The organism is Brevibacterium sp. 239c, assembly GCF_900169365.1.
Classification (GTDB): domain Bacteria; phylum Actinomycetota; class Actinomycetes; order Actinomycetales; family Brevibacteriaceae; genus Brevibacterium.
Genome location: NZ_FXZH01000019.1, coordinates 51,616 through 76,907, shown reverse-complemented (window position 1 = coordinate 76,907; position 25,292 = coordinate 51,616). Strand labels below are relative to the sequence as shown.

28 protein-coding genes and 1 tRNA gene are annotated in these 25,292 nt (G+C 61.8%); 20 read left to right on the top strand and 9 right to left on the bottom strand.

The features are described 5' to 3' along the window. The first annotated feature begins 148 nt into the window (after positions 1-148). Together cysS and rlmB are read left to right on the top strand one after the other, a co-directional pair. Positions 149-1,600, top strand: a complete 1,452-nt coding sequence (cysS, locus tag BSP239C_RS16110) for a cysteine--tRNA ligase (protein ID WP_101574375.1) — start codon at positions 149-151, stop codon at positions 1,598-1,600. A gap of 78 nt (positions 1,601-1,678) precedes the next feature. Beyond that, positions 1,679-2,617, top strand: a complete 939-nt coding sequence (rlmB, locus tag BSP239C_RS16105) for a 23S rRNA (guanosine(2251)-2'-O)-methyltransferase RlmB (protein ID WP_101574374.1) — start codon at positions 1,679-1,681, stop codon at positions 2,615-2,617. Between the two features lie 100 nt (positions 2,618-2,717). Here rlmB and BSP239C_RS16100 read toward each other — a convergent pair whose 3' ends face one another. The 4 genes from BSP239C_RS16100 to BSP239C_RS16085 all read right to left on the bottom strand — a co-directional run bounded on the left by BSP239C_RS16100 (position 2,718) and on the right by BSP239C_RS16085 (position 7,395). Beyond that, entirely contained in the window at positions 2,718-4,217 is a 1,500-nt protein-coding gene (locus BSP239C_RS16100) for an amino acid permease (RefSeq protein ID WP_101574373.1), read from the bottom strand. Positions 4,218-4,333: 116 nt separating this feature from the next. Continuing rightward, positions 4,334-5,227: an SDR family NAD(P)-dependent oxidoreductase gene (locus BSP239C_RS16095; RefSeq protein WP_226831155.1), complete on the bottom strand. Its 894-nt coding sequence runs from the start codon at positions 5,225-5,227 to the stop codon at positions 4,334-4,336. A 188-nt stretch (positions 5,228-5,415) separates the two neighbouring features. Then, positions 5,416-6,684 carry a DUF4032 domain-containing protein gene (locus BSP239C_RS16090; RefSeq protein WP_101574371.1) on the bottom strand — a complete coding sequence of 423 codons (1,269 nt, stop codon included), beginning with the start codon at positions 6,682-6,684 and terminating at the stop codon, positions 5,416-5,418. A gap of 3 nt (positions 6,685-6,687) precedes the next feature. Further along, positions 6,688-7,395, bottom strand: coding sequence for an ABC transporter ATP-binding protein (locus tag BSP239C_RS16085; protein ID WP_226831157.1), 708 nt, complete (start codon positions 7,393-7,395; stop codon positions 6,688-6,690). A gap of 319 nt (positions 7,396-7,714) precedes the next feature. Between BSP239C_RS16085 and BSP239C_RS16080 the strand changes: the two genes are divergently transcribed. Beyond that, positions 7,715-8,695 carry a LacI family DNA-binding transcriptional regulator gene (locus tag BSP239C_RS16080; RefSeq protein ID WP_101574387.1) on the top strand — a complete coding sequence of 327 codons (981 nt, stop codon included), beginning with the start codon at positions 7,715-7,717 and terminating at the stop codon, positions 8,693-8,695. Beyond that, a complete protein-coding gene (locus tag BSP239C_RS16075; RefSeq protein ID WP_101574370.1) occupies positions 8,692-9,774 on the top strand; it encodes a LacI family DNA-binding transcriptional regulator in 1,083 nt (360 codons plus the stop codon). The genes BSP239C_RS16080 and BSP239C_RS16075 overlap by 4 nt, the downstream gene beginning before the upstream one ends. Before the next feature lie 71 nt (positions 9,775-9,845). On the opposite strand, the gene otsB is transcribed toward BSP239C_RS16075, so the two are convergent. Both otsB and BSP239C_RS16065 read right to left on the bottom strand, forming a co-directional pair. Next, positions 9,846-10,817: a trehalose-phosphatase gene (gene otsB / locus BSP239C_RS16070; RefSeq protein ID WP_101574369.1), complete on the bottom strand. Its 972-nt coding sequence runs from the start codon at positions 10,815-10,817 to the stop codon at positions 9,846-9,848. Then, positions 10,814-12,361, bottom strand: coding sequence for a trehalose-6-phosphate synthase (locus tag BSP239C_RS16065; RefSeq protein ID WP_101574368.1), 1,548 nt, complete (start codon positions 12,359-12,361; stop codon positions 10,814-10,816). The genes otsB and BSP239C_RS16065 overlap by 4 nt, the downstream gene beginning before the upstream one ends. A 65-nt stretch (positions 12,362-12,426) precedes the next feature. Here BSP239C_RS16065 and BSP239C_RS16060 point away from each other — a divergent pair, with 65 nt between their 5' ends. The 3 genes from BSP239C_RS16060 (at position 12,427) to BSP239C_RS16050 (ending at position 15,973) form a co-directional block, all read left to right on the top strand. Beyond that, the gene (locus BSP239C_RS16060) at positions 12,427-14,451 is read left to right on the top strand and encodes a serine/threonine-protein kinase (RefSeq protein ID WP_101574367.1); all 2,025 of its coding nucleotides are present in this window, start codon (positions 12,427-12,429) and stop codon (positions 14,449-14,451) included. 223 nt (positions 14,452-14,674) lie between these two features. Further along, complete coding sequence (locus tag BSP239C_RS16055; protein WP_101574366.1) at positions 14,675-15,547, top strand: thioredoxin domain-containing protein; 873 nt, start codon at positions 14,675-14,677, stop codon at positions 15,545-15,547. A 353-nt stretch (positions 15,548-15,900) separates the two neighbouring features. Then, positions 15,901-15,973, top strand: a tRNA-Thr gene (locus BSP239C_RS16050). 51 nt (positions 15,974-16,024) lie between these two features. On the opposite strand, the gene BSP239C_RS16045 is transcribed toward BSP239C_RS16050, so the two are convergent. The 3 genes from BSP239C_RS16045 to BSP239C_RS16035 are packed head-to-tail and all read right to left on the bottom strand — an operon-like array spanning position 16,025 to position 17,777. Beyond that, positions 16,025-17,086, bottom strand: a complete 1,062-nt coding sequence (locus tag BSP239C_RS16045) for a site-specific integrase (RefSeq protein ID WP_145997482.1) — start codon at positions 17,084-17,086, stop codon at positions 16,025-16,027. Continuing rightward, positions 17,056-17,436 carry an ImmA/IrrE family metallo-endopeptidase gene (locus tag BSP239C_RS16040; protein WP_180959070.1) on the bottom strand — a complete coding sequence of 127 codons (381 nt, stop codon included), beginning with the start codon at positions 17,434-17,436 and terminating at the stop codon, positions 17,056-17,058. Before BSP239C_RS16040 ends, BSP239C_RS16045 begins: the two co-directional genes overlap by 31 nt. 8 nt (positions 17,437-17,444) lie before the next feature. Next, a complete protein-coding gene (locus tag BSP239C_RS16035; RefSeq protein WP_145997481.1) occupies positions 17,445-17,777 on the bottom strand; it encodes a helix-turn-helix transcriptional regulator in 333 nt (110 codons plus the stop codon). Between the two features lie 169 nt (positions 17,778-17,946). On the opposite strand from BSP239C_RS16035, the gene BSP239C_RS16030 reads away from it, so the two are divergent. From BSP239C_RS16030 to BSP239C_RS15970, 13 genes are all read left to right on the top strand, one after another. Further along, positions 17,947-18,342, top strand: coding sequence for a helix-turn-helix domain-containing protein (locus BSP239C_RS16030; RefSeq protein WP_145997480.1), 396 nt, complete (start codon positions 17,947-17,949; stop codon positions 18,340-18,342). Between the two features lie 32 nt (positions 18,343-18,374). Beyond that, the gene (locus BSP239C_RS16025) at positions 18,375-18,647 is read left to right on the top strand and encodes a hypothetical protein (RefSeq protein WP_145997479.1); all 273 of its coding nucleotides are present in this window, start codon (positions 18,375-18,377) and stop codon (positions 18,645-18,647) included. Positions 18,648-19,084: 437 nt separating this feature from the next. Further along, positions 19,085-19,993 carry a YqaJ viral recombinase family protein gene (locus BSP239C_RS16015; protein ID WP_101574359.1) on the top strand — a complete coding sequence of 303 codons (909 nt, stop codon included), beginning with the start codon at positions 19,085-19,087 and terminating at the stop codon, positions 19,991-19,993. Next, complete coding sequence (locus BSP239C_RS16010) at positions 19,990-20,577, top strand: ERF family protein (protein ID WP_101574358.1); 588 nt, start codon at positions 19,990-19,992, stop codon at positions 20,575-20,577. Before BSP239C_RS16015 ends, BSP239C_RS16010 begins: the two co-directional genes overlap by 4 nt. Then, positions 20,574-21,077 (top strand): NUMOD4 motif-containing HNH endonuclease, encoded by a 504-nt coding sequence (locus BSP239C_RS21390; RefSeq protein ID WP_101574357.1) that lies wholly within the window; start codon positions 20,574-20,576, stop codon positions 21,075-21,077. Before BSP239C_RS16010 ends, BSP239C_RS21390 begins: the two co-directional genes overlap by 4 nt. Next, complete coding sequence (locus tag BSP239C_RS16000) at positions 21,074-21,430, top strand: hypothetical protein (RefSeq protein ID WP_101574356.1); 357 nt, start codon at positions 21,074-21,076, stop codon at positions 21,428-21,430. The genes BSP239C_RS21390 and BSP239C_RS16000 overlap by 4 nt, the downstream gene beginning before the upstream one ends. A 66-nt stretch (positions 21,431-21,496) precedes the next feature. Beyond that, positions 21,497-21,655, top strand: a complete 159-nt coding sequence (locus BSP239C_RS20785) for a hypothetical protein (protein WP_180959069.1) — start codon at positions 21,497-21,499, stop codon at positions 21,653-21,655. Beyond that, positions 21,646-21,972 (top strand): HNH endonuclease, encoded by a 327-nt coding sequence (locus BSP239C_RS15995; RefSeq protein WP_101574355.1) that lies wholly within the window; start codon positions 21,646-21,648, stop codon positions 21,970-21,972. The genes BSP239C_RS20785 and BSP239C_RS15995 overlap by 10 nt, the downstream gene beginning before the upstream one ends. A gap of 148 nt (positions 21,973-22,120) precedes the next feature. Further along, positions 22,121-22,435, top strand: coding sequence for a hypothetical protein (locus BSP239C_RS15990; RefSeq protein WP_101574354.1), 315 nt, complete (start codon positions 22,121-22,123; stop codon positions 22,433-22,435). Beyond that, the gene (locus BSP239C_RS15985; RefSeq protein WP_101574353.1) at positions 22,432-22,860 is read left to right on the top strand and encodes a RusA family crossover junction endodeoxyribonuclease; all 429 of its coding nucleotides are present in this window, start codon (positions 22,432-22,434) and stop codon (positions 22,858-22,860) included. Before BSP239C_RS15990 ends, BSP239C_RS15985 begins: the two co-directional genes overlap by 4 nt. After that, the gene (locus tag BSP239C_RS15980; protein WP_101574352.1) at positions 22,857-24,032 is read left to right on the top strand and encodes an RtcB family protein; all 1,176 of its coding nucleotides are present in this window, start codon (positions 22,857-22,859) and stop codon (positions 24,030-24,032) included. Before BSP239C_RS15985 ends, BSP239C_RS15980 begins: the two co-directional genes overlap by 4 nt. A 20-nt stretch (positions 24,033-24,052) precedes the next feature. Further along, complete coding sequence (locus BSP239C_RS15975; RefSeq protein ID WP_101574351.1) at positions 24,053-24,907, top strand: hypothetical protein; 855 nt, start codon at positions 24,053-24,055, stop codon at positions 24,905-24,907. Beyond that, positions 24,904-25,290: a hypothetical protein gene (locus tag BSP239C_RS15970; RefSeq protein WP_101574350.1), complete on the top strand. Its 387-nt coding sequence runs from the start codon at positions 24,904-24,906 to the stop codon at positions 25,288-25,290. Before BSP239C_RS15975 ends, BSP239C_RS15970 begins: the two co-directional genes overlap by 4 nt. Positions 25,291-25,292 lie beyond the last annotated feature (2 nt).

The window sequence follows — 25,292 nt, the reverse complement described above, 5'->3', positions numbered from 1 at the left end:
ATACTGGGAGTTTTCTGTGAAACGTGCCGTAAGTCACGTGAGCTGAGTAACAGTCTTGTATCAAATGTCGGACACCTCATAGTCCTCTCGGCGTCATGAAGCCCGCTCAGTCAGTGACACCACGCCTGTCCCCGGTAGACTTGTGTGCGTGACTATCGCTCTGTACAACACCGCCAGCCGCACCACCGACGAACTGCGCCCCGTCAACGCCGGGCACGTGGGCATCTACGTCTGTGGTGCCACGGTGCAGGGCGAGCCCCACATCGGCCACCTGCGCTCCGCCTCGGTCTTCGACCAGCTTCGCCGTTGGCTGCTCTACCGCGGCTACAGCGTCACCCTGGTCCGCAATGTCACGGACATCGACGACAAGATCCTGTCGAAATCCGCCGAGGTGGGCCGGCCTTGGTTCGCCCACGCCTTCAAATATGAGCGGGCCTTCACCCAGGCCTATGACGCCCTCGATGTGCTGCCTCCCAGCTACGAGCCTCGCGCTACGGGACACATCACCGAGATGATCGAACTCATCGATCGACTCATCGAAGCGGGATACGCCTACCCTGCCCTCGACGACAGCGGCGATGTCTACTTCGCGGCCACCATGTGGGCCGACTACGGCGAACTGACTAACCAGCGCCTCGATGACATGGAACCCGCGAACGATGCGGACATGCGGGGCAAGAAGGACGCCCGGGACTTCGCGCTGTGGAAAGCCCACAAGCCCGGCGAACCCGGCACCGCCTCGTGGCCGGCACCGTGGGGTCGAGGCCGACCGGGCTGGCACATCGAGTGCTCGGCCATGTCGACGAAGTACCTCGGCGAGAATTTCGACATCCACGGTGGCGGACTGGATCTGCGCTTCCCTCATCACGAGAACGAGCTGGCTCAGTCGCGTGCGGCCGGTGACCGGTTCGCCAATATCTGGATGCATTCGGGCCTGCTCAACGTGGGCGGGGACAAGATGTCGAAGTCACTGGGCAACTCCGTCTTCGCCTCCGAGCTCTTCCACCGCTATAGCCCGCTGGCCGTGCGCTACTTCCTCACCGGCGCCAGCTACCGGTCGATCCTCGAGTTCTCACCCGAGGCCATGGACCGGCAGACGGCTTCGCTGGACCGTTTGGCGAACTTCCTCCAGCGGGCCCGGCAGGCGCTCGGCGACGACGCGCCCGCACTGCCCGATGTCAGCGATGCCTACAGCAGTCGCAGCGTCGACGTGCCTGCGGACTTCGCTGCGGCACTCGACGACGACCTCGGCGTGCCCCGTGCACTGTCCGTGGTCTTCGCGAAGGTCACCGAGGGTGCGAAGCTCCTCGACTCCGGCAAGGACCGCGACGAACTCACGCAGATCGTCGCCGAGGTGAAGCTGATGCTCGATATCCTGGGAGTCAATCCCAGCGCCGAGGCATGGGCGCAGTCGGGAGCGGGCGCGAGCGTGGAATCGGCATTGGATTCCCTCGTCGATGCGCTCGCCGCTCAAAGGGCCGAGGCGAAGGCGCAGAAGGACTTCGCCACCGCCGACGCGATCCGCGACAACCTGGCCTCTGCCGGGATCGTCATCGAGGACACGGCCGACGGTTACCGCTACCACGTCAAAGTCAGCTGACCCGCTGCACTCTTCTCCAAAAATTTCTCCCGGTGACGAACCTCGGTTCGTGACCACCAACGATTCTTAAGGATTCACATGGTTTCCAACCCACGTGCCGGCGGCTCGAAGAAGGGCCCGACCAAGGGCTCCGGCGGCAAGAACAAGCGCAGCCTGCAGGGCCGCGGACCCACGCCCAAGGCCGAGGACCGTGTCTATCACAAGGCACATAAGGCATCGGCGAACAAGAAGGCCGCCAACGCTTCGGCGCAGGCCAAGCGACGCAAGAAGGAAAACGGGCCGAACATGGTCGCCGGGCGCAACTCGGTGCTCGAGGTCTTGCGTGAGGACGTTCCGGCATCCGCTTTGTACGTCGCCGGTCGGATCGATTCGGACGATCGCGTCCGAGAAGCCATCACCTTGGCCACCAAGCGCGGCATTTCGATGCTCGAGGCGAGCAAGCCCGACCTCGACCGACTCACCGACGACGCGATCCACCAGGGCATCGCCCTGCAGATCCCTCCCTACGATTACGCCGAGCCTCGTGATCTGCTTCAGGTTGCGGCCGACCAGGGCGAGGCGCCGCTGCTCGTCGCACTCGACGGCATCACAGATCCCAGGAACCTCGGTGCGATTGTGCGCTCCGCCGCTGCCTTCGGCGGTCACGGCGTCATCATCCCCGAGCGTCGTGCCGCGTCGATGACCGCTGCCGCGTGGAAGACCTCCGCCGGTGCCGCAGCCCGCATCAAGGTCGCCCAGGTCGTCAACCTGGCTCGTGCCATCGACGAGCTCAAGAAGCAGAACGTCTTCGTCGTCGGACTCGACATGGACGGAGACGTCGAGCTGCCGGAACTGACCTTCAGCCGCGACCCTGTGTGCATCGTCGTCGGTTCAGAGGGTAAGGGAATCTCGCGCCTCATCGCTGAGAAGTGCGACCAGATCGTCTCGATCCCGATCGCCGCGACCACGGAGTCCCTCAACGCGGGAATCGCTGCGGCCGTCTCCCTCTACGAAGTCGCCCGCACCCGCCGCGGCTGAAGGCGGCCTGCCCGCACTAAACCTCCCCGACGTCACTAATAACACCCGGCGCCGGGGAGGTTTTGTGACGTCGGGGAGGTTTAGCGAGCCGTACCGCCGCTCAGGCGTTGATGCTGGCGCGGTAGTCGCTGTCGCTGAGGGCGCCGACGCGGGAGTGGCGGCGGCTGTAGGTGAGGTAGACGACGAAGCCGACGAGCATCCACAGGCCGAAGACCAGCCAGGTGGTTCCGCCGAGGTTGATCATGAGGAACGCGCATGCCAGGGAGCCGAGGACCGGGATGATCGGTCCGAAGGGCACCTTGAATGAGCGCGGCAGGTCCGGACGTTTGACGCGCAGGTAGATGACGGCGATGTTGACGAGGCAGAAGGCGAAGAGTGTGCCGATGCTTGTGGCATTTGCGAGTTCGCCCAGCGGGATCAGTGCAGCGGTGATCGCGACGAGCACGCCGGTGACCAACGTGCCGACCAGAGGAGTGCCCGTGCGCGGGGAGACGATGCCGAAGACTCGTGGGACCATGCCGTCGCGGGACATGGAGAGCAGGATGCGTGACTGCCCGTAGAGGACGGTGATGACGACCGAGAAGATCGCGAGCACCGCGGCGACGGCGAAGATGAAGACCGCGAGGTTGGACTGTGTGAGCTGGTGGACGATCTGGACCAGGGGAGCGACGGTCGTCTTCAGCCTGAACCACTCCCATTCCCTGGCACCGATTGCGGCGACTGCCACCAGCACGTACATCGTGGTGACGATGACCATCGAGAGGATGATCGCCCGCGGCATGTCCCGCTTCGGGTTCTTCGCCTCCTCACCAGCAGTCGAGGCGGCATCGAAGCCGATGTAGGAGAAGAACACACTCGAGGCCGCTGCTGTGACTCCGGCGGCCCCCATGGGCAGCATCGGTGCGAAGTTCCCGGCCTGGAAGGCCGTGAACGCGACGATGGCGAAGAAGACGAGGATGCCGAGTTTGACGAACACGATGATCGTATTCACGATGGCCGACTCCTTGGCCCCGCGCATGAGCAGGACCGTGGCGAGGAGGACGACGATGAGCGCCGAGAGGTTGACGGCGCCGCCGGGGCTGTCAGCTACACCGGGGCCGGCGGTCAGACTTGGCGGCAGTGACAGACCGAAGATGCGCAGCGTCTCATTGACGTAGTCGGCGGCACCGACGGCCACTGCTGCCACGGAGACCGCGTACTCGAGGACGAGGCACCAGCCGCAGACCCAGGCCACGCCCTCGCCGAGGGTGGCGTAGGAATACGAATAGCTGGATCCGGAGACAGGGACCATGCCCGCCATCTCCGCATAGCTCACGGCCGAGAGCAGGGCGGTGATTCCGGCCAGGATGAAGGCGATCCAGATGCCGGGACCGGCGATGGGCACGGCCTCGCCGAGGATGACGAGGATGCCCGTGCCCAAGGTGGCGCCGACGCTGATCATCGTCAGTTGGAAGACGCCGAATGTTCTGCGCAGACGGCCCGTGGACGCAGCCTGTGTGTCCTCGACCATGCTGCTGATCGACTTGCGACGGACCAGCTGACTGGCCAGCCGAGGTCGGTCGGTCGCAGTCGGGGAGGTGGTGCTGTCTCGAGCGGTCATGCGAATATTCTTGCACGTGCAGCCACGACGGTCGCACTCGCCTGCCCCCTACGACCGCTCGCGCGATCGCCGCAACAACTGCGCTCGGCAGCGGAGCTTTACTCGGCAGCGGAGCTTTACAGCCGTGGTGAGAATCGGCCGTCCTGGGCCATCCAGCCGCCGTCGACGAGCTGTGAGTGACCGGTGACGAAGGTCGAGGCATCTGAGGCGAGGAACAGCACGGGTCCGGCGATTTCATGCAGGTTCCCCCAGCGGCCCAGAGCGGTCTTCTCCGCATACGCGTTCCACCACTCCTCATCGGCCTTGATCTGCTGGGTCAACGGGGTGTCGAAGGGCCCGGGCAGGATCGCGTTGACGCGCACACCCTGTGGCCCCAGCTCGCTGGCCAGCGTCTTCGTCAGCTGCACGACACCGGCTTTAGCCGCGGCGTAGATGCCCTGGCCCGGTTCGATCGCCAGAGCCCGGAACGAAGAGTAGGTGACGATGGAGCCGCGGCCGCGCTCGGCCATTTCGGCGCCGAAGCCGCGCATCAGACGATAGGTGCCTTTGAGGTTGATGTCGATGACCCGGTCGAATTCCTCATCGGTGGTCGACAGCAGTCGCTTGCGCACGTTCGCGCCCGGGGTGATGACGAGAACCTGGGCATCCGGGTGGGCCGCGACGAGGGCATTGACCGACTCGGTGTCGGTGATGTCGACGCGGGCGGTCTCGGCGCCCGGCGAGGAGGTGGCGCGGTGCCCGCCCTTGCCGCCGGCCCGTTCGGCTCCTTGGCGTTGGGAGATGATCCGCACCGTCTCCTCGGCACCTTCGAGGTTGAGGTCGGCGACGACGACATGAGCTCCGGCGTCGGCGAGGCCGATCGCGCTCGCCTGGCCCAGCCCGGACCCGGCTCCGACGACAACGGCAGTGCGGCCGCTGAGGTCGAAGAGGGACGGGATCGACGGATTGTCCTCATTCGACGGCATGGAGTTCTGGCTCGACGGCATTGAGTTCTGCGGGGTTTGCGACATCGGAGGTCCTTCCGGGGTTTCTCGTGGGGAGGGCGGCAACGACGGTGGTCGTCGTCGACCCGATTCTGATGTTCTCAAACATATGCCCGCCGAGGCGGCTCCGGGGTCCACGTTCCACGTGGTGGAATTCCAGCGCGAACCTGCTTAGCCAAAACCCGGCGCGCAGCTGCTGCGCGAAAGCTCTGGCCTCAGAACTTTCGGCTGTCGACGTAGAGGGCTTCGTCGGGGAGGTTCGCGAGGTAGTCGACGATGAAGTAGGCGATGGCCTCCATCGTCGGAATGTCGCGCTGCCTGGCTCGAGACATCACCCGCCGGTGCTCGACGAACTCGTAGAAGATCTGTCCGGGTTCCAGCTTGTGGGTGAGGTTCTCCGGGATGGCGGAGATCAGGGGCTTGTACACCTCGTCGAGCCAGTGGCGGGCAGCCTGGTCCTCATCGAGTTCGACGGGCAGCTCGCCGGAACCGTGTGCTCCGCCTGTGAATCCGGGCGCACTGCGGTGGGAGTCGAGGTCGTTGAGCATCGTCCGCGCCTGGTTCTCATTGGCGCCGATGCCGGTCAGTCGCAGGAGTCTGCGGGAATGGTGGTTGGGTTCGACGACCTTCGGCTCGACCAGCAGGCTGACTCCGTCGAGGTCGGTGGTCACGGTCAGCTCGCCCAGGTCGAAGCCCAGATCGTTGAGCCGGCGGATGCGTTCGTCGATGCGCCACCGTTCATTGACAGAGAACTCCTCGACCCGAGTCAGCTCGGTCCACAGTCCGTTATAGGCCTCGAACAGGCGTTCACCGGCCGCCAACGGGTCGACGGCAGGATCGATGAGACCCGCGGCCTGCAGGTCGAGGAAGTCACCGGCGATGTTCGTGCGCGCGATGCGCAGATCCATCTGCCGCTGACCGTTCGAAAGCTGGTCGTGGAGCTCACCGGTCTCCACGTCGACGACATAGGCCGCATAGGCGTCGGCATCACGCCGGAACAGGGTGTTCGACAGGGACACATCGCCCCAGTAGAAACCGACGAGGTGGAGTCGGGCGAGCAGGACCGCGAGGGCATCGACGAGGCGACCGGCCGTGTCCTCGGCCAGGGACCGGGAGAACAGGGCACGGTAGGGCAGCGAGAAGTCCAGATAGGCCGTGAGCAGTGCTCCAGGCAGTTCCGTCGCCGAGGTGGTGGATCGGTTGGTCACATAGGCGCGGGGTTCGACCGTGGGGACGGCCAGATTCCCCAGCACACCGAGGATGTCGAATTCGCGCAGGGCCCGACGGTCGTCGGTCTCCTTGATCGCGAGGACCTCCTCGTCGATCTCGACGAAGCGCACGACGTGCCGGGAGATTCCGCGGGGCAGTCCGCCGAGGAAGTCCTGGGGCCAGTCAGCGAGGGGTAAGTGCCAGGGGAGCCGCGCTATCGCAGCATGGTCGGCACTGTGGACCGCCTGGACCTGGGGTGCTGAGGTCTCGGGCACCGATCAGGAGTCCACGTCCGCGATCGAGGCGACGAGCGCCTCGGCGACTTCAGGTTTCTCCACCCCGATCAGGCGCCCATGGTCGAGGAAGGCGATGCGGTCGCCGAGGACCTTCGCGTCCTCGAGGTCGGCCGTGGCGTAGAGTGTGGTCAGCCCGAGTTCCTGCTGCAGGTCCTTGACCAGGCGCAAGGTGTCGGCCTGGTGCTCGGGGACGAGATTGACGACCGGTTCGTCCATGATCAGGACCTTCGGCTGACGGACCACGGCCCGGGCCAGGGCGATCGTCTGGCGTTGCAGAGCCGAAAGATCGCCGGGCACGGCATCGAGGATGTCGCGCAGTCCGATCTTCGCGGTCACGGACTCGACGCGCTCACGGATCTCCTCGGCGGGGAGGCCATCGACGCGCAGGGCGAAGCCGAGGTTGTCGCGCACGCTCATATGCGGATAGAGGGCGTAGCTTTCAAGGGCAAGGGTGACATCGCGATCGTTGACCGCGGCATGGGTGACATCGTTGCCGTCGATGAGGATCGTGCCCGACTTGGGGGCCTCGAGACCGTGGAGCATTCGCAGGATGGTCGACTTGCCGGAACCGGACGGGCCGTAGAGGACGACGAACTCGCCGTCGTCGATGAAGAGATTGAACGGATGCACTGAAGCGGACACGGTGTTCTCGTAGGCATGACTGAGGCCATTCAACGACACTGTTGACATGTTTCCTCCTAAAGTCTTCGTGAGCAGCCGGTCGTCTGTGACCTGGCGGGGATGCTCAGTTATGTTCATCCTAAGCCGTTGAATGCGCTCGGTGACAGTCTATTCGACAAAGCGTAGAGTGATTCTCAGCACTGTGCCAGCGCACGCCCGCACGCCTGGGCGGACGCTGTGCGAGAAACTGCGGATCATGCGATTGTTCAACACATCGTCGCACGCTGACCTTGACATCAGCATCGGGAGCGGAGTCGACACCGGCCCAAGCTGCTCGACCCCCGTGCTGCCCGCCCCTGAGCAGGCTGACCCCGATAGACTTCCCGGTATGAAGGTCAAGCTAGACGATGTCGCCGCCCGGGCGGGTGTGTCCCTGGCGACCGTCTCCCGCGTTCTCGGCAGGCGTGGTGCGGTGGCCGATGAGACTCGGAGCAGAGTGCTCGATGCGATGGAATCGCTGGGCTACTCTCGTTCCACCCTCCTACATGAGACGCCGAGGCGGCTGGTCGCTGTCAGCGCGCCTGGAAACCCCGAATACTGGCAGGTCCAAGTCTGCACTCGCGTGGCCGCTGCACTGCAGGAACACGGTCTGCTCATCACCCGACCGTCCGTCGAAACCGAGACCAGCCCGCTTGAGGTCGCCGTCGACGCCGGTGCCGTTGCCCTGGTGACTCCGACCATGACGAGTCTGCACACGGATATTCCGTGCATCCGCGTCGACGAACAGTCGGCGGTGGACTCCGACGATGCCAGCGGAGACATCATCGCCGCCCGCCTCGACCTCGGAGGGGGGATGACGACGGCCTTCGAGCACCTTCAGGCCATCGGTCACCGGCGCATCGGTCTGATCTGCAATGACAGCGGTGAGCTGGCGGTGCAGCTGATCAGACGCTTCCGCGCGGAGCACCCTGCACGCAATTTCGGGGTCAAGCTCGATGACTGGATCTCGCAGGTCCCGAAGTCCTTCTCCGGCGGTTCGCGTGCCGCACTCGACCTCAAAGATGCGACCTGCACCGCGGTGATCGTGCAATCGGCCCTGCAGCTGCACGGAGCTCTGCACGGTCTGCGCAACCGGCACCTGCAAGTCCCGCGTGACATGTCGATCGTGGGCTTCGGAGACTCACCGACGATGAAGTTCACCGGCCCACCGGCCACTGTGCTCGGCATCGACGTCGAGGGACTCTCAAAGGCACTCGTGGCTGCGACTCTGTCGACGCTGAAGATCTCCGGCGAGGAGCTCCAATCGGTTCCGCCGGTGTTCCGTCCCCGGCTCTTGGCCCGTGCCTCGACGACGGCGGCGAGACAATGAGCCCGACAGCTGACTCGAGTTCGGGTCCCGGCACGCCGACTGCCCCTGAACCCGGCGAACACAAACATGTCGGTCTCGGCGCCATCGCAGGTGCGGCTGGGGTATCGAAGGCGACGGCGTCGCGGGCTCTGCGCGACCCCGAATCGGTGTCTCCGGGCTCACTGGCCAAGGTCAGGCGGGCGCTGGCGATCCTCGGCGTGGACTCGGGCAGCCGAAACACACCCTCCAGGCAGATGGTGGCCCTGGTGCGGCCAGCCGTGCCGGCAGGCAACGTCGATCCCTATACGCGTCTGTTCGACCTTCTGACCAGCAAGATCTTTGCTCAGGGGATCGCGGCAGTGCACGTGGAGGCGGCCGCTTACCGGGCCGATGCCCTGGCCGAGTCGCTGCTCGGCTCTGAGGGAGGCGAGCCTCATGTTCAGGGCGCGATCGTCCTCGGCGGGGGAGCGGCCGGCGAGCTCGCCGCAAAGCTGGCCGAACGCAATCTGCCGCAGATCAGGGTCTCCAACGCCCGGCACTCCGACGGGATCGCACGCATCGTCCTCGATGCCACTGACGGCATCGCGACAGCGGTCCAGCACCTCGTGCATCTGGGGCATCGTCGCATCGGGCTGGCCGTGCTCCGCGACTCTGCCGCGGCCGGTCGCATCGCCGGGTTCCGCAAGTCCATGGCCCGGGTCCTTCACATACCCGCCACCCGTGATCAGGCGCCCGTGGTCGAAGCCGCGGGAGGCACCATGGCTGGGGTCGCCGCGGCCGAAGAGCTGCTCCACCTGCAGTGTTCGGCCGTCATCGCCTGTGCGCCGTCGCTGTCGTTCGGCATTCTCGAGGCCGCCGCCCGCGCTCGCCTCGACGTGCCGCGGGATCTCTCCCTGCTCACGGTCGGTGACATGCCCGATGCCGATGTGATCGCCCCGCCCCTGTCTCAGGTCAGCTACGACTGGGAGGCGATCGCCGTGTCCGCGCTGGGCGAGGTGAGGGCGATGATGGCCAATCCCGCCGAGGCGGTGGCCATCGATTATTCGGTGACCCCGGATCTCGTCCTGCGGGCCAGTGCGGTACCGCCGCAGCGACGCTGACGCAGCTGACCCAGCGGAGCCGAGGGTGCACGCGGCCCCAGCGATGCTGACTCAGCCTCCGCGGAGGCGCCTCAGGGGCGGGGCTGGTGTGCGCGGCGTTCGTTCACGATTCGGGTGAGGAGTTCGGCGACCGCGTTGGGGTCCGTGATCCGCCAGGGTGCGCGGGTCGGGGCCGGTCCGACCTTGATGCTCAGGCTCGTGCTCAGATCTTCGAGTTCGGCGAAGGCATCTTCGTCGGTGACATCGTCGCCGAGGTAGAGGACGGCTGTCGGTGATCCGACGGCGATGAGGGCCCGCAGGCCGTCGCCCTTCGTTGCCGTCTTGACCGCGAGTTCGGTGATGTCGTGGCCTTCGATGACCCGGATTCCGGGGTATTCGGTCTGTACAGCGATGACATGAGCATGCAGAGCGGACGCGAACTCCGCGTCGAGGCCGCGCGTATGCACAGTGCGAGAGAAAGGTTTGTATTCGACCCTGACCTCGGTGTCGGTGTCGGGGGCTGAGCCTGAGTCCGATGACAGGTCGAGTTCGAAGGATTCGATGTGGGCGTCTATCGCCGTGAGCATCTGCTGTTCCTCGGCGCTCACCTCGGGCTGCGTCACCGTCACCTCAGGTGATTGTGAGCCCAGGTCCACCTCGGCGCCGTGCGAACCGACCAGCCACACGTTAGGGGGTGGGTCGACCAGACGGCGCAGAGTTGCGACGTCGCGCCCGGAGACCAGGGCCACGCGAGTCGCGGGCAGGAGGCTGAGGGCGATGATCGCCTGTGCTGACTCCGGGAGCATCCGGGACAACTCGGGATTGTCCTGCAGCGGAGCGAGCACGCCGTCGAAGTCGAGGGCGATGAGGACCGACTCCGCCTTAGTGGCCTGTTCGAGGTCGAGGGCAGCTGCGGACGTGTAGCCGGGAGTCGAGCGTGGTGTCGGCACCACCTCAGATGACGGCGCCTGTTCAGGTTCGGTCCGCCCAGGCGGATTCTGCTCTGGGTGGGACTGTCCTGGACGGGTCTGGGAAGGCGGCATGGCATCCGGATCCGATGTCACTGACGATCCTCGTCGACGGTGGAGGTGATGCGATCGGACGCCGTTGTCGGCCGCTCGGGGAGGGCTGCGGGACGGTCGGGGATGATCGCCTCGGGGTTCTTATGGATGGCCTCGAGCTCGGCGAGGAACTTCTTCGACCAGATGCTCACCGTGTCCGTGGAGATCTTCTTGCGCATCTGCTTCATTCGTCGGGCCCGGGTCTTCTCATCCATCTGCACAGCGTCGAGGATGCCGGCCTTGAGATTGCCGATGTCGTGCGGATTGACCATCACTGCCGCCTTGAGCTGATCGGCGGCCCCGGTGAACTCGGAGAGCACGAGGGCACCGTCATCTCTTCTGCGGCAGGCCACGTACTCCTTGGCCACCAGGTTCATGCCATCACGCAAAGCGGTCACGAGCATGACGTCGGCGGCGAGGAAGAACGCGGTCATCTCATCGCGGGGGTAGGAATGGTGCAGGTAGTGCACGGCGATGGATCCGACTTCGGCCTGCTCGCCGTTGATCCGCCCGACGGCCAGTTCCACGTCGTGGCGGATGATCTTGTACTGCTCCAGGCGCTCCCTCGACGGGGTCGCGATCTGGATCAGGACGACATCCTCGACGTCGAGCTTCCCTTCGGCCAACAGCTCCCCGAAGGCCTTGAGGCGGTGCCGGATGCCCTTCGTGTAGTCCATCCGGTCCACACCGAGCATGACGACCTTCGGGTTGCCGATCTCTTCGCGGATCTGACGCGCGCGCTCGATGATCTGAGGATCACGCGCCAGCTCCTCAAGGTAGGGGGTGTCGATGGAGATGGGGAACGCTTCGGCCCGCACAGTGTGCGCCGACAGCAGCTCACCGTCGGGGACGGCGACCGTTGACCCCTTCGTCGTGAAGTTGAGGCGCCCGCGCACCGCACGTCGGAAGTTCGCGGCATCGGCCGGTCGCTGGAATCCGATGAGATCCGCGCCGAGGAGTCCGCGCAGAATCTCGTCGCGCCATGGCAGCTGGGCGAAGAGTTCGAACGGTGGGAACGGGATGTGATTGAAGAACCCGATCGCCAGGTCCGGTCGCATCCGGCGCACCAGCTGCGGGACCAACTGAAGCTGATAGTCATGGACCCAGACGGTGGCACCCTTGGCAGCCACCTCGGCGACCTTGGCCGCGAAGCGCTCATTGACCTGCACATACGAGTCCCACCAGGTGCGGTGGAACTCGGGCGGGACGATCACATCGTGGTAGAGGGGCCACAGAGTTGCGTTGGAGAATCCTTCATAATATCTGAGGACATCCTCACTGGTTAGGGTGACGGGAACCAGATGCATCCCGTCGATCGTGAAGGGGTCGAAATCGACGTCGGGAACCCCGGTCCAGCCGATCCATGCACCTTCTTGAGCCTTCATCACCGGCGCCACCGCAGTGACCAAACCCCCAGGTGAGGTACGCCATCCTTGGCTTTCCTCGGCAGGGTCCCGGTCCACGGGCAGACGGTTGGCAACGACAACGAAATCGCTGTCACCATACGTGGATGGGGTGGTCGTTTCGGCAGAGTTGACGGTGTTCATCTGCGCCTCCTCCTGAGTCGGTCCTTGGAACGAACTGTACTCGCTCGACTACGCTTGGCAGGGTGATGGGTCAGGATCTGGGAGGCTACCGCCTCATCGAGGAGCTCGGTGCGGGCGGTATGGGTGTTGTCTATCTCGGTGTCGACGGCGGAAACAACCCTGTCGCCGTGAAGGTTCTGCACCCGCACATCGCCAATGACGAGACCGCCCGAAAACGTCTCGGGCGCGAGGTCAGGACCCTGCGAAGGATCAAACATCCCCGAATCGCCGAGGTGCTCGACGCCGAACTCGAATCCGCACAGCCCTTCATCATCACCGAGTTCGTCGACGGCCAGACCCTGTCCGATGACGTGCGAGAGAATGGCCCCTTCGCCGAAGACGAACTCGTCCATTTCGGCCACGCTCTCCTCGACGCCCTCAACGCGGTCCACGAATCCGGTGTCATCCACCGTGACCTCAAACCCGCGAACGTCATGATCATGGACGGCGAACCGATGGTCATCGACTTCGGCATCGCCCAGGTCGCCGACGAGGTGCGGGTGACCGCGACCGGCCTCGTGATGGGTACACCCGGATACCTGTCTCCGGAGATCGCCGACGGCAAGACCTCGAGCGAGAAGACCGACTGGTGGGGATGGGCCGCGACCATGGCCTACGCCGCCACCGGCCGCAACCCCTACGGCTCCGGTCCTCTCGAAGCGGTGCTGGGGCGCGTGGCCATGGGTAAGTTCGACCTGGAGAACGCTCCCCGCAACTTCGTTCCCCTGATCGCAGCCTGCCTCGACCCGAAACCCGAGCGCAGGCCGAGTGGCCAGATGATCCTCGACGCTCTCGTCGACATCGAGTCCGGGCGTGCGCCGCAGCTGGGCTCCGGACCGGCCGCAGGCAGCTGGAACCAGGCCTCGCCGACCGGGACCGCGCGGATGCCCGCGGTCGACGGCAACGGGTCAGGCCACGGTGGGCCCGCGGCCCTCGGTGCTGCTGCAGGCGGTGCCGCGGCCTATGAAGGAGCCGGTGGTTATGGCGGAGCTGGCGGATACGATGTCTCGGGCTATGGCGCGACCGGACACGGATCGCCGCGCGGTGGCGCCCCAGGCTCGGCGCTGAACCCGAACGCTTCCACCCCCGGAGCTGCAGGCCCCGGTGGGACGAATCCGCAAGCATACCCACGGCAGGGCTTCTCCCCGCACGGCCAGATGCCAGGCAGGCAGGGAAGCCCGGCCGTGACGAACCGGGGCACCGCACCACCTGTGCGCAATCCCAACGGAAGCATCCAATCAGGTCCGGGCTCAGCGATGGCCGGGACCAACCTCGGCGGGTCAGGATATGGAGTTGCCGGACCTCCAGCCGGACGGGGTGGATCTCTGGCCGGTCCGGGCACCGCCCGACCCGATCCCAATGGCACCGGAGTCCCACAGGGGCAGCCAGGCCAACTGCGCCAGCCCGGTCAACAGGGGCAGCCAGGTCAACCCGACTACGGGTGGGGGCCGATGACCTACCGGACGATCCGGACCGGAGGATGGGTGGTCTTCGCCCTCATCCTGTTGGCCATCACGATCATGCCGCTGGGTCCCCTGCTCGTCACATTCTTCGTGTTCCTGTGGTCGATACTGGCGCGAACCGGCACCCGATTGGACCGCAAGGCACAGAAGCATCGGTTCGAACGTGGAACGAACGGCCGCGGATTCCTGCGTTCGCTCGCCTCGGCGCCGGGTGCGATCTTGGCCTCGGTGTTGACCTCGATCACAACACTCATCCTGCCGGCCATCGCGGGGGTCGCGATGCTCGTGCTCACCCGACTCGACATTGCCGAAATCGTGCCCAGCGGATACTCCGAACAGTGGTCGGTGTGGGCGGCCGGTGCTGCCGGTGGCCTCGTGCTGTGGCTGGGGCCCGGCGCGGGCAGCCTGCGACACGGGTCGCGGCTCATGGTCTCCGGGGCGACCCGTAACCGGCTGGGCAGGCTGATCGCACTGTCGGCGATCGCGCTCCTCATCATCGTTGCGATCATGGTCATCCAGTCGGACGCCGGCATGACCTGGTGGCCCCTGTCGACCAACCCATTCACCTATCTGCCGGGCCCGGTCTAGGAAGTTGCCGTGTCCGGCGCAGGCCGCTGACCGAACCCGGTGTCGGCGTCCGCGGGACCCGGCGCAGGCATCTGCTGGAGCCGGTGTCGGTGATCCTTGAATTTCACTGGGAGTCGGGGCACTACCCGTTTGGGTAAGGTGGGACGGTCGGGACACGTATATCGACCCGATTCCCCACGGTCCGAGGCTGGGCCGACGTCAGACAATCGCAACGTGAGGAACCATGGCGAAGAACAACTCCGGTGACAAGTCCGGTGACAATCGGCGGAACCAGGCCCGTGAGAACGCGCGCCGGATCGCGGAGGCTCAGAACAAGAAGGAGAGGACCGCCAAGACCATCCTCTATGTGGGGATCGGCGTTGTGGTGGTCGTCGTGGCCGCGATCGTCGGTGTTCTCATCTTCCAGCAGAGCAAGCCGGGGATCACGCCAGCCAACGTCGTCGCCGGCGGTGTCAGCATGGCCAAGGACGGCGAAGTGGTGCAGCCGAAGCAGATGCCCAAGGGCGAAGAGTCGGATCTGCCGAGCCCTGCCGACGCGGGCGTCAAGAAAGATGCCGCCACAGTGACCGTCTACCTCGACTTCCAGTGCCCCGGATGCAAGGCGTTCGAGGACGCCAACGCGCCGACGCTGGAGAAGCTCGCAGACGAAGGCTCGATCGTACTCGAATACAAACCGGTATCGATCCTCGACCGCATGTCCACCGGCAACGAGTACTCGACTAGATCTGCCAACCTGGCGGCCTGCGTCATCGACTCCCAGCCCGAAACCATCAGGGATTTCTTCCCCGCGATGTATGCTCAGCAGCCCGAAGAACAGGGCAACGGCCGCACCGATGAGCAGCTGCTCAAGGTCGCCGAGGATGCTGGTGTCGACACGTCGAAGAAGCTCAAGTCCGATCCCGAGCAGACCGTCAAGAGCTGCGTCACGGACCAGACGTTCAAGGACTACGTCAAGAAGACCTCCTCGGAGGCTCTGGACAACGGCGTGGAAGCCACTCCGTGGGTGCTCATCAACGGCAAGCACACCGACAAGACCAGCGATCCGCAGGCTCTGACCTTGGAGATCCTCAAGGCCACCGGCGAGATCAAGGGCTGACCGACTTCACGAGCAGCGGTCGACCAGCGCCGAGGTGGTGGTCGGCCGCTGCGCGATCGTGGCGTCCGTCCACCATCCGTTTTGTCGCGGCGAAGGTGAATGGACTACTATCGTGTAGGCGCAGACGGCATCGTTTCGCCGCCACGCCTCCCTAGCTCAGTTGGTAGAGCACCGCTCTTGTAAAGCGACTGCCACACCAAACTGACACCACCGTTTCACCCCGTCTCACCAGGGGTTAAACAAAATCGGGAGAACGGGAATCGCACGGTCGTTGACAAACCGTTGACAACCGATTCCACGGGGCACCACGGGTTTTGTCGCTCAGGGTGCTGGTGAGATAAAATTTCATACATGCCGCCTTAGCTCATCTGGTAGAGCAATGATCTTGTAAGTCATAGGTGATCGGTTCGAGTCCGATAGGCGGCTCAACAAAAAAGGCGCGATACCCAATGAACGGGTATCGCGCCTTTTCTGCATTCACGACAAGGCTGCAAGCACTGAGGCTTTCGGCGTCTCGGCAAGGTGCGCATAGCGTTGCGTGGTCTGTATGCTCACATGACCCATGAGGCGGCGGACTTCTTCGATTGGGACACCGGCCTGAATGAGCCATGACGCGTAGGTGTGCCTGAGATCGTGCACACGGAAACGCTCAATCTTCGCAACCTTCGCGGCATCGTCCAAAGCGCGCTGAAAGTTCCTATTGCCGGGGCGCGCGCCACGCGGTGACGGCAACAGCGGGTCAGTGGTCGGCAGGCTCTTTAGTACCCAATCGGGAACGGGCACTGGGCGGCGTTTCTTGCCCTTTGGGTACTTCTTCATTTGCTCGGTCTTCTGGTCCCATACCTCGGCCACTAGCAAGATGCCACGGGTACGGGATACGCGCCGTTCTGATAGTCCCACGGCTTCACCCCAGCGAAGCCCCGTGTAGGCAAGTAGGTTCGTGATGTTCTGCCACCTCGGGGATAGGTGTTCGCAGATGCGGCGCACCTCGGCTTTCGTCAGGTAGCGGTCATGCGTTTCTTCGCCGGTCTTGAGGCGGATACCTCGCGCCGGGTTCACGGTGATGTATTCACTATCTAGGGCTTGCTCAAGTGATGTGGACAGCAGCCCCGCGATTCGGTTGACGGTGCTCGCGGCGCGCTCAGGGTTATTGTCATCGTCAGGCATTCCGCGAAGCTCAGTAACCCATTCCTTAACGTCGGCGCGGGTAATGTCGGTCAGCTTCACGTCACCCCAGCGGGGCATCACATGGGAGTCAATGCGCTGCTTGTCGGTCTCGGCGGTGCCGGGGGCAATGTCGCGTTGCGGTATCCAAATTTTCGACCATTCGCGCCATGTCAGGGGGTTGTCTTTTTCGCGGGTGTGACGCGCCTCTTGTTCTTTGGCTTCGGCGGCGCGCTCTGCGGCCTTCTTGTGACGGTAGACGCCGGGGACAGTTTTACGTTTCCCGTGGGCGTCACGGTATGCGCCCTTATACGTGCCGTCTGCGAGTTGTCTAACCCATGCCATTAAGCGGCCTTCCTGATGAGTGTTTGCCACACCTCAGTGAGTTCACGTGTGACGTTGAGGTGTTGGGCGATTGCGCCGGGGTGGGGACCGTGCAGTGATTCGGCTTCGGCGTATTGCTGGGGCGCGATTAGAAATTGCGCGGCCCATTCGTCCGCTCGCCTCTCTTGCCATTCGTGCATTGGCTGGTCTAAGACGGCTTCGTCGCCGTAGTGGGCGTGTCCTAGTTCGTGGGCGAGTGTGGTTCGCTTCTGGGCGGTGTTGAGTAGAGACGATACAACGATGATCTTGACCTCTTTGACATAGAAGCCTCTGAAGGCACGAAGTTGCACCTCTTGCACTTTGATGCCTTTGGACTCAGCAAGTGCAAAAAGGTTTTTCACGGTTCCCCCTATGGATGATTTTCTTCTGTTTTTTCTTGTTCCGTGTCGGTATCGGCATCGGGATTGTGGGCGACTAGCGGGAATGGGTTTTCTCCGCCGTCGCGTGCCATGTCGATTGCCTGGGCGAGTGTTTCGCCTAGGTCCATGTCTAGGGCGCGTGCAAGTAGTGAAGCTTCATAGATGGTGATGGGTGAAGTGCCCTTGAGCTTTCGAGAGACTGACATCTGTGTCATGCCCGTGTACTCGGCAATTTTGGACTGTGACATTTGAACTACACCGCGACGCGCGCGGAACAGTTCAGCGAGTGCTCTGGTCTCTGGGCCTTGCGTGTCATCGTTCATGACTAAATATTCGCATGACACGCCAGAATAAGCAAGATCACAGAGAAATATTCGTCAAAGTTTAAAACAGTCATGACCTGCAAGGATGCAGGCCAAGCACGGCAAATCAGGGTCGTTTGAGCGAATCACACGATTGTAATTCGTAACATCAGTGTTTAAGCTAAACACCATGCACACCACCACATCACAGGAAAAGATCGCGGCGAATGTCCGCGAAGCTCTCGAAGAACAGAACCACTCACGACAGGAACTAGCTGCCCAGATCGGCGTCACTTATCAGCAAGCTTGCAAGCTTATCAAGGGCGATTCTCGAATCAGGTTTGACCACCTCAGCAAGATCGGCGCATGGCTCAAGATTGATCCTCGGAAGTTCCTAGGCTTGCCCGTGGCGGACGATGACACTTGGCTGACGATCAGGGAGTGTTCAGCCACAGTGAAGCGTCACCCCGACACGATTCGGAAGGCCGTGAGCGCGGGTGAGCTTGATTCGACGCAGAGGAAGCGGCAGGGAATGCACTTGATCAAGAAATCTGATCTTGACGCATGGATCGCGGGTGTTCGATGAGTGCCCCGCCTATCGCATACGCGACAAACGACTTGGCCGCTGTTATCTCGGCTCAGGTGAATCGGCAGTTTGGTTCGATCCGCGACTTTATCAACGCGATTGTTGACGCCTGCTATCAGCGCGGCATTCCTGCCGGGTATCGGCAAGTGTCGAGAATCTACTTTCGCTGGCAAAAAGAGGACGCACACCAGACCGACGTGAAGCACGGTCTCATTGACGGCAAGCGCGGCCAGGATCGCACGTTGGGGAATGACCCGACAGGTGAAGAGGCAGTGCGAAACGTCATGCGGGAATTTCTGACATGAAGAGAACAAGACTCATATTTGGCTTGGCCCTCGCAACGGCGGGGGCCTTTTTAGTCGCCCAATCAGCGGGAACGGTCAACGGCGGCTTCATCGTCGGCGCACCGCTTGCCGTCTGGGGCGTGTATCTGATGACAAAGGAAAGCAACAGTGAACGACAAGAAGAGAGAGGTTCCACCAGTGAGAACTAAAGCTGACAACAACAACCCGTTCAGTCTGCCGACACAGGTTAAGCGGCCACGGTCGGCGGTTAGGGAAGACAAGACTTCTCAACTGGGCATGAGCCTAGCTGATGGCCGGGTCAGACGGGATCATGAACCGTGGTTTTCAAACATGGTTCGCCGTTACGGAAGGTAGGCGCGTGGAGAGTCTATTTTTCGCCGGGGTGCTGTTAATCATCCTGGCAATCGTGTTGATGCTGAACGAATGGAAGTGAACTAATGCTGGAATTTGTGACAGGTCCGTCTTCTGAGGACCGCGAAGAGTGGATGGACTTCAGGAACGGCAAGACCACCGCCACCGACGCTGCGAAGCTCGCCGGGTCAAGCCTGAAAGGTTGGAAGGCGTTACGCGCTGAGAAGGACTCAGGCGAATCCAAGTTCAGAGGCAACAAGTACACGAAACACGGTTCAGAACGTGAGTCAACGATCAGTGACCACTTAGACACCATGCTCGGCATGAAGCACAACACGAATGTGCTTGTGTCCGTCAATGATGATGGGTTGGTCGCTACGCCGGACCTGATCGACGTTGAGGGGAATCGCGTCGGAGACATTAAGACGGCGAAGTGGGACGGCGAGAAATGGGCGAAAGTCCCTCAGGACTACTATGACCAGCTGCAATGGCAGATGTTCATCACGGGGGCGACTAGTGCCGTCCTCGCGGTCGAATATCACGAAGATTTCGTGCCTGTGTTCATGGACCCTCACCTGTTCTATGTGGACCGCGACGAACAGCGGATTGAGTATCTGTGTTACCTGCATGAGCGTTTCCAGCATTTTGACGAACTGACAGAGTTCGATGAACTGATCATTGAGCGGTCGCAGTGCCTTGAGGCGTTGCGCCCTGCTCAGGACGCGCTAGCCGACGTTGAGGCGAAGATTCGTGAGCATATCGGGGATCGCCCCTATTTCAAACACGTCTCATCTGTGGGTGCGGTCAATTGGGTTACCCCGGCACCGTCGCGCACGTTCGATAAGAAGGCTGTTCTGTCGAAGCTAGCGGCTGATCGCGGGATCGAACCGACACCGAAGAACCTGAAAGAGATTGAGGGCGAGTTCACGAAAACCGGGGCGACACCGAAACCGAAACTCACAATCACGATGCCAGAAGAGGAAGAGGCAAAATGACCACCATTCAGGAAGCCATTTCAAAGGTCATGGCTGAGGTTGGGGCCGTTGGTAAGGACGGGCGCAACAATCAGCAAAACTTCAACTTTCGCGGCATTGACGCCACGGTGAACGCCCTCAGTCCTGCCATGCGTAAGCACGGTGTGATTGCTCGGCCTTCTGCCGTTGAGTCGATCACTTATGAGCCGTTGCAGTTCAAGAGCGGTGGACGGGGCACACAGTGCCGCGTGGTCGTGTCCTACACGTTCAGAGGGCCGGACGGCGACGAGATTGTTTCCACGGTCGCGGCTGAGTCGATGGACTCGGGAGACAAAGCAACAGCTAAAGCAATGTCTGTCGCGTTCCGTACTTGCCTGTTGCAGACGTTCGTTCTGCCGACACAGGACGCAGACCCCGACATGGACGTGTACGAAACCGCCGCGCCTGAACCTCAGCGCGATTGGGCGGGGGAAGCTCAGAAGCTCGCCGGGAACGGAAGCGTTCAGGGGCTACGGGATTTGTGGAAGGAAGCTCAGGCAGCGGGGCAAGTCGGAGTGATGGACAACATTAACAAGCTCGTCGCAGAGGTTCAGGGGGCGTCATGACTGAGGAAGCATGGAAGCCCGTATTTGGGTACGAAGGCTTGTATGAGGTTTCGGACCTTGGCAACGTCAGGTCTCTTGACCGCGTGAAGCTGAACAGGTGGGGTGAGTATCTGAAGCGGGGCGCGGTGCTTCGCCCTGGCTTGGATGATAAGGGCTATCCGATGGTGGTGCTCACCAGAGACGGCAAGCCAAGGACGCGGCGTGTCCATGTCTTAGTCCTTGAGGCATTCGCTTCGCCCCGCCCTGCCGGGTTGCACGCTTGCCACGGCGACGGGGATTCCCAGAACAACCGTGTTGAGAACTTGCGCTGGGACACGCCTAACGAAAACACGTTTGACAAGGTTCGGCACGGTACGCACCTTCAAGCCGCGCAAACTCATTGCAAGAGGGGGCACCCGCTCGGCGGTCCTGATTCCGACGTTCAGATTCGGCCCAATGGTCGGCGTAGGTGCAGGCGGTGCGAGAGGGAGAATCAGCGCATGAGAAGGGCGGGTGTATGACGGAAATTGTTACGCCGGATCAGGTCATAAATGAGCTTGAGCAGGTGCGAAACGACGCGGCACGTGGGCCTCGGGAGCTTGAGAAGGCGGAACGGGCATATCTGGTTGCGAAGCGTCAGTTTGATCGAGAGTATGCGCTGGCCTATAAGCGTGCTGACGGGCCGGTTGAGGACCGGAAGCAACAGTCCACGATTGATGCTGATTCGTTTGCTCAGGCTATGGATGATGCTCAAATCATTCTCAACTATGTGAAGGCTCATTCGCGTTCGCTGGATTCGCAACAGTCGAATTTGCAGACTCAGGCGAAGCTTGTCGAAATCACTTACAAGCTCGCCGGTGTCGGTCAACGCTGACACCGATTGAAAGGAAACTCTAGCCACTCTTCGGGGTGGCTTTTTTGATGCCCGAAGGGGGTAAGCATGTTGGTTCTCATTGTGTTTTGGGTTGCGCTCATCGTGGGCGTTATCGGTTGGGCCGGTGCTGTCGCTGAGCGTGAGGGGCAGATCGCACGTCCGACTCTATGGATGTTCGTGCTCGCGTTCCTCGCGGCTGTTGTGGATGGTGCCGCATGGCTGTGACGGCAAAGGCCCGTCAGCTTGTGTTCGACCGTGACGGGCGCATGTGTGCGAATTGCGGCGTTGATGACATGTTGACGATTCAGCACCGCATGAATCGGGGCATGGGTGGCTCAAAGACGCGTGACGGGTACGAAAACCTGATGACGCTTTGCTATTGGTGCAACGGGCGTCTCGAATCGAATGCCGAATTTGCGGCTATAGGGATCGACAAGGGTTGGAAGCTTCGCAGCTGGGATGACCCGCTGAAGGTGCCTGTGTTCTTCGCGTTCGACGGCTGGTATTACCTCACCGCTGACGGCAGGCGGGGGAAGCGGTAATGGCGGCGAAGAAGAAGCCACAACCTGAACCGGCGAAGTTCGATCGGTGTCTTGAGTGTGGGGTTACCAAAATCGTTTGTCGGCTTATGGCGCGTCCTGATGAAAAGGGCGCGCCTTGTTGTGCCGAATGTGAACATAAAGGGATGAAATGAAGAAGAACCTGCCGGTTGCGGCGGCTCAACAGGTGATTGACCTACTCATTGACGGTGGTTACACCTACAGGGACATTCACCGTCAGACGAAGCTCGCCTTGCAGACGTTGAACAATATCAAGTTGGGCCGTTATCCAAACGTGAAAGCGGCCAACTATGAACGCCTTGTGGCAATGCTCGGCTACTACCCTGACGTTGTTCGGGAGACGGTAGAGATCGCGGTCCCGGTTGGGAAGGTGATCGAGTATCTTCATTCGAGTGACGGGCGGCGGTTCGTGGATAAGTGCCGTGACGGGGTGAACGCCGCGTGAGTGATTGGCTGATTGATCTTTACATTCCCGGCGAACCGAAGTCTCAAGGCTCAATGAAGCACGTAGGCAACGGGCGCATGGTCCACAACCCTGAAATGGTCAAATGGCGCGACTGGATGACCGAATCCCTACGGGCGTGGGTGGGGACGTATTTCGGCGCGTGGGAGCCACTGGACGAACCTGTGGAGGTGCACGCGAAGTTCTGGCTACCTCGCCCCGGCAAACCGCGCCTTGAGCACGCGGCGACGGGGCTTGATACAGACAAGCTTCAACGCTGCGCAGGGGACGCGTTAGAACAATCTGGGGTGCTCAAAAATGACGCACGGATCGTTCGATGGAACAACCCTGAAAAGGATTGGACACACGACTTCACCGGGGACGGCAGTACGCCCGGTGTACGAATCAAGGTTAGGAAAATGCAGTGAAGCGTATTGGTAAGAAGTTCTATTCGTGGGCGTCACAGGTCGATCAAGAAACGCTTGATCAGGTGGAACGCATTTCGTGGATGCCTTTTGTTGAACCTCACGTGGCCCTGATGCCTGACGCCCATTTGGGTAAGGGTGCGGCTGTTGGGTCTGTCATCCCGACGCGGGGCGCGGTCATCCCGTCTGCCGTGGGCGTCGATTTGGGGTGCGGCATGGTCGCGGTTCGCACTCAGTGGACTGAGGATGATTTGCGCGCTCGCGGTGACCTTCGGGAACTGCGTGAAGGCATTGAGGCGCGTGTGCCGATGAGCGCGGGAAAGTACACTGACGCGCTGACGATCACGGTCGAAGGGTTCGCTAATGAACTTTATGACGCGTGGGATTTTGGCCTTCAGAGCTGGTGGCCGGAAGATTTCGCGCCGACGTGGGAAAACCAGTTGGGCACGCTCGGCGGCGGCAATCACTTCATTGAGATTGTGGCTGACGAAGAGGGCCGCGTGTGGGCGTTCCTGCATTCGGGGTCACGGGGGATCGGCAATAAGATCGCTCAGCATTTCATGAACCTTGCGAATGAGCACTGTCGGCGGAACTTCATTGATGTTGACCGTGACCTTGCCTATCTGGTGGAGGGCACACGGGAATTTGACCAGTACATGAACGCGGTGAACTGGGCGCAACGGTTCGCGTATCTGAACCGTGAAGAGATGATGATTCAGACTCTCTATGCGCTTGAGGGCTTCATGGGTGGACCTGTGGAGAAGTCGGAAGAAGTGAACTGCCACCACAACTTCATGAAACGTGAACACCACCACGGACAGAACCTCGTCGTCACCCGCAAGGGCGCGATTGAGGCTAAGGCCGGTCAGCTTGGACTCATCCCCGGCTCAATGGGCACCGCCTCATACGTCGTTGAGGGTAAGGGCAATCCGTTGTCGTTCAACTCGGCACCGCATGGCGCGGGGCGCAACTTCTCACGCCGTAAGGCACGGGAAACGTTCACGCATGAGCAGCTGAGAGAGGCAATGCGCGGCATTGAGTACCGCGACAGTGACGCGTTCGTTGATGAGATTCCCGGCGCGTATAAGCCGATAGATCAGGTCATGGCTGACGCTGACGATCTGGTGGCAGTGGTTCACAAATTCAGACAGATAGTTAACTGCAAGGGCGACTAAAAGAGAGAGGTGGTTGTGCCGTGGCTTGGTTCAAAGTCGATGACCAACTAGCGTTCAATGCCAAAATCGTCGCGGCAGGCAATGAGGCTATGGGGCTTTGGGTTCGTGCCGGGTCATGGTCCGCCGCTCAACTGACTGATGGTTTCGTGCCAATTCATATGGCAAATGCTATGGCAAATGGCATGGCAAAAGAATGCGGTGCCGATGCGCTGGTCATGGCAGGGCTATGGGATGAAGTAGACGGCGGTTTTCAGTTTCATGACTGGTCAGAATTCCAGCCTGACGCGGAAACTGAGAAGGCGAAGCGTAAAAAACGTTCCCTTGCAGGTCAGAAGGGTGCGGCGGCTAGATGGGGTAGCAAATCGGATAGCAAACCGCATGGCAAATCGCATGGCAAACCTATGGCAAACGAATGCGATTGGGATGCCCCGACCCGACCCGACCCGACCCGACCTATTAATACATCGTCGGGTTTCGCTGAAGCTCACCCTGACGCCGCCGAACTGATCGAGTGGTTCAACGCTCAAGTGACCCAGAACGGCTTCAAGAAGCCTTCTGATACGAAGGCGAACCGTGATGCCGCTCGGCTGTTGTTGGGCCGTGACGGGATCAGCACAGAGCGCGCTAGAGAGGTTGCAGTGTGGGCTTTGGCTGATGAGTTCTGGCGAACGAATATCAGATCGTTTTCGAAGCTGCGTGACAAGTTCGAAACGCTTGAGGCTCAGATGCAACGCCCTCAGCGCGGTTCAGGACCGGCGACGTTCGATCAGCAGCGCATTCAGGCGAACAACGATCTGTTCATGCAGATTGCTGAGTCAACGGCAGGGGGTGAAATTTGGAACGGCGATTCATTGAACAGGCAAATCACGCAATGAGAATTCTCGTCTCGGCTGAGCGTCGGCAGTCGGATGAGTTCGAGATTCGAGTTCTGGCAATGGCAATGTCGAAATATCCTCAGTTCTCGTCGGCTGACTATGAGGCCGGGATAGTTGATTATCACTCTCAGCACCGTGACCGGAACATGAAGGCCGGTGATGTGATCGACGGGGCGAAGCGTGCTTATGCGAAACGGAATGAGACGCGCGCTGTTGAGTCGGGGAACGTGACTGACGCGGTGCCTCGCCCGTCGAATTATCGGCAGTTGCGGTTTCAGTTCAGGCAGATCGTGCAAGAGGCGAAGGCTCAGGGCATCTACTTGTCTACTGAGGATTTGCTGCATGAGCACGCAAGACGCGTGAGGGAATCAACCGGGGGATGAGT

What these genes read in the sequence shown, in the direction of transcription:
- rlmB (WP_101574374.1), top strand. Translation starts at nt 1,679, where the DNA reads ATGGTTTCCAACCCACGTGCCGGCGGCTCGAAGAAGGGCCCGACCAAG.
- BSP239C_RS16100 (WP_101574373.1), bottom strand. Translation starts at nt 4,217, where the DNA reads ATGACCGCTCGAGACAGCACCACCTCCCCGACTGCGACCGACCGACCT.
- BSP239C_RS16095 (WP_226831155.1), bottom strand. Translation starts at nt 5,227, where the DNA reads ATGTCGCAAACCCCGCAGAACTCAATGCCGTCGAGCCAGAACTCCATG.
- BSP239C_RS16085 (WP_226831157.1), bottom strand. Translation starts at nt 7,395, where the DNA reads ATGTCAACAGTGTCGTTGAATGGCCTCAGTCATGCCTACGAGAACACC.
- BSP239C_RS16080 (WP_101574387.1), top strand. Translation starts at nt 7,715, where the DNA reads ATGAAGGTCAAGCTAGACGATGTCGCCGCCCGGGCGGGTGTGTCCCTG.
- BSP239C_RS16075 (WP_101574370.1), top strand. Translation starts at nt 8,692, where the DNA reads ATGAGCCCGACAGCTGACTCGAGTTCGGGTCCCGGCACGCCGACTGCC.
- BSP239C_RS16065 (WP_101574368.1), bottom strand. Translation starts at nt 12,361, where the DNA reads ATGAACACCGTCAACTCTGCCGAAACGACCACCCCATCCACGTATGGT.
- BSP239C_RS16060 (WP_101574367.1), top strand. Translation starts at nt 12,427, where the DNA reads ATGGGTCAGGATCTGGGAGGCTACCGCCTCATCGAGGAGCTCGGTGCG.
- BSP239C_RS16055 (WP_101574366.1), top strand. Translation starts at nt 14,675, where the DNA reads ATGGCGAAGAACAACTCCGGTGACAAGTCCGGTGACAATCGGCGGAAC.
- BSP239C_RS16035 (WP_145997481.1), bottom strand. Translation starts at nt 17,777, where the DNA reads ATGAACGATGACACGCAAGGCCCAGAGACCAGAGCACTCGCTGAACTG.
- BSP239C_RS16030 (WP_145997480.1), top strand. Translation starts at nt 17,947, where the DNA reads ATGCACACCACCACATCACAGGAAAAGATCGCGGCGAATGTCCGCGAA.
- BSP239C_RS16015 (WP_101574359.1), top strand. Translation starts at nt 19,085, where the DNA reads ATGCTGGAATTTGTGACAGGTCCGTCTTCTGAGGACCGCGAAGAGTGG.
- BSP239C_RS16010 (WP_101574358.1), top strand. Translation starts at nt 19,990, where the DNA reads ATGACCACCATTCAGGAAGCCATTTCAAAGGTCATGGCTGAGGTTGGG.
- BSP239C_RS21390 (WP_101574357.1), top strand. Translation starts at nt 20,574, where the DNA reads ATGACTGAGGAAGCATGGAAGCCCGTATTTGGGTACGAAGGCTTGTAT.
- BSP239C_RS16000 (WP_101574356.1), top strand. Translation starts at nt 21,074, where the DNA reads ATGACGGAAATTGTTACGCCGGATCAGGTCATAAATGAGCTTGAGCAG.
- BSP239C_RS20785 (WP_180959069.1), top strand. Translation starts at nt 21,497, where the DNA reads ATGTTGGTTCTCATTGTGTTTTGGGTTGCGCTCATCGTGGGCGTTATC.
- BSP239C_RS15995 (WP_101574355.1), top strand. Translation starts at nt 21,646, where the DNA reads ATGGCTGTGACGGCAAAGGCCCGTCAGCTTGTGTTCGACCGTGACGGG.
- BSP239C_RS15990 (WP_101574354.1), top strand. Translation starts at nt 22,121, where the DNA reads ATGAAGAAGAACCTGCCGGTTGCGGCGGCTCAACAGGTGATTGACCTA.
- BSP239C_RS15970 (WP_101574350.1), top strand. Translation starts at nt 24,904, where the DNA reads ATGAGAATTCTCGTCTCGGCTGAGCGTCGGCAGTCGGATGAGTTCGAG.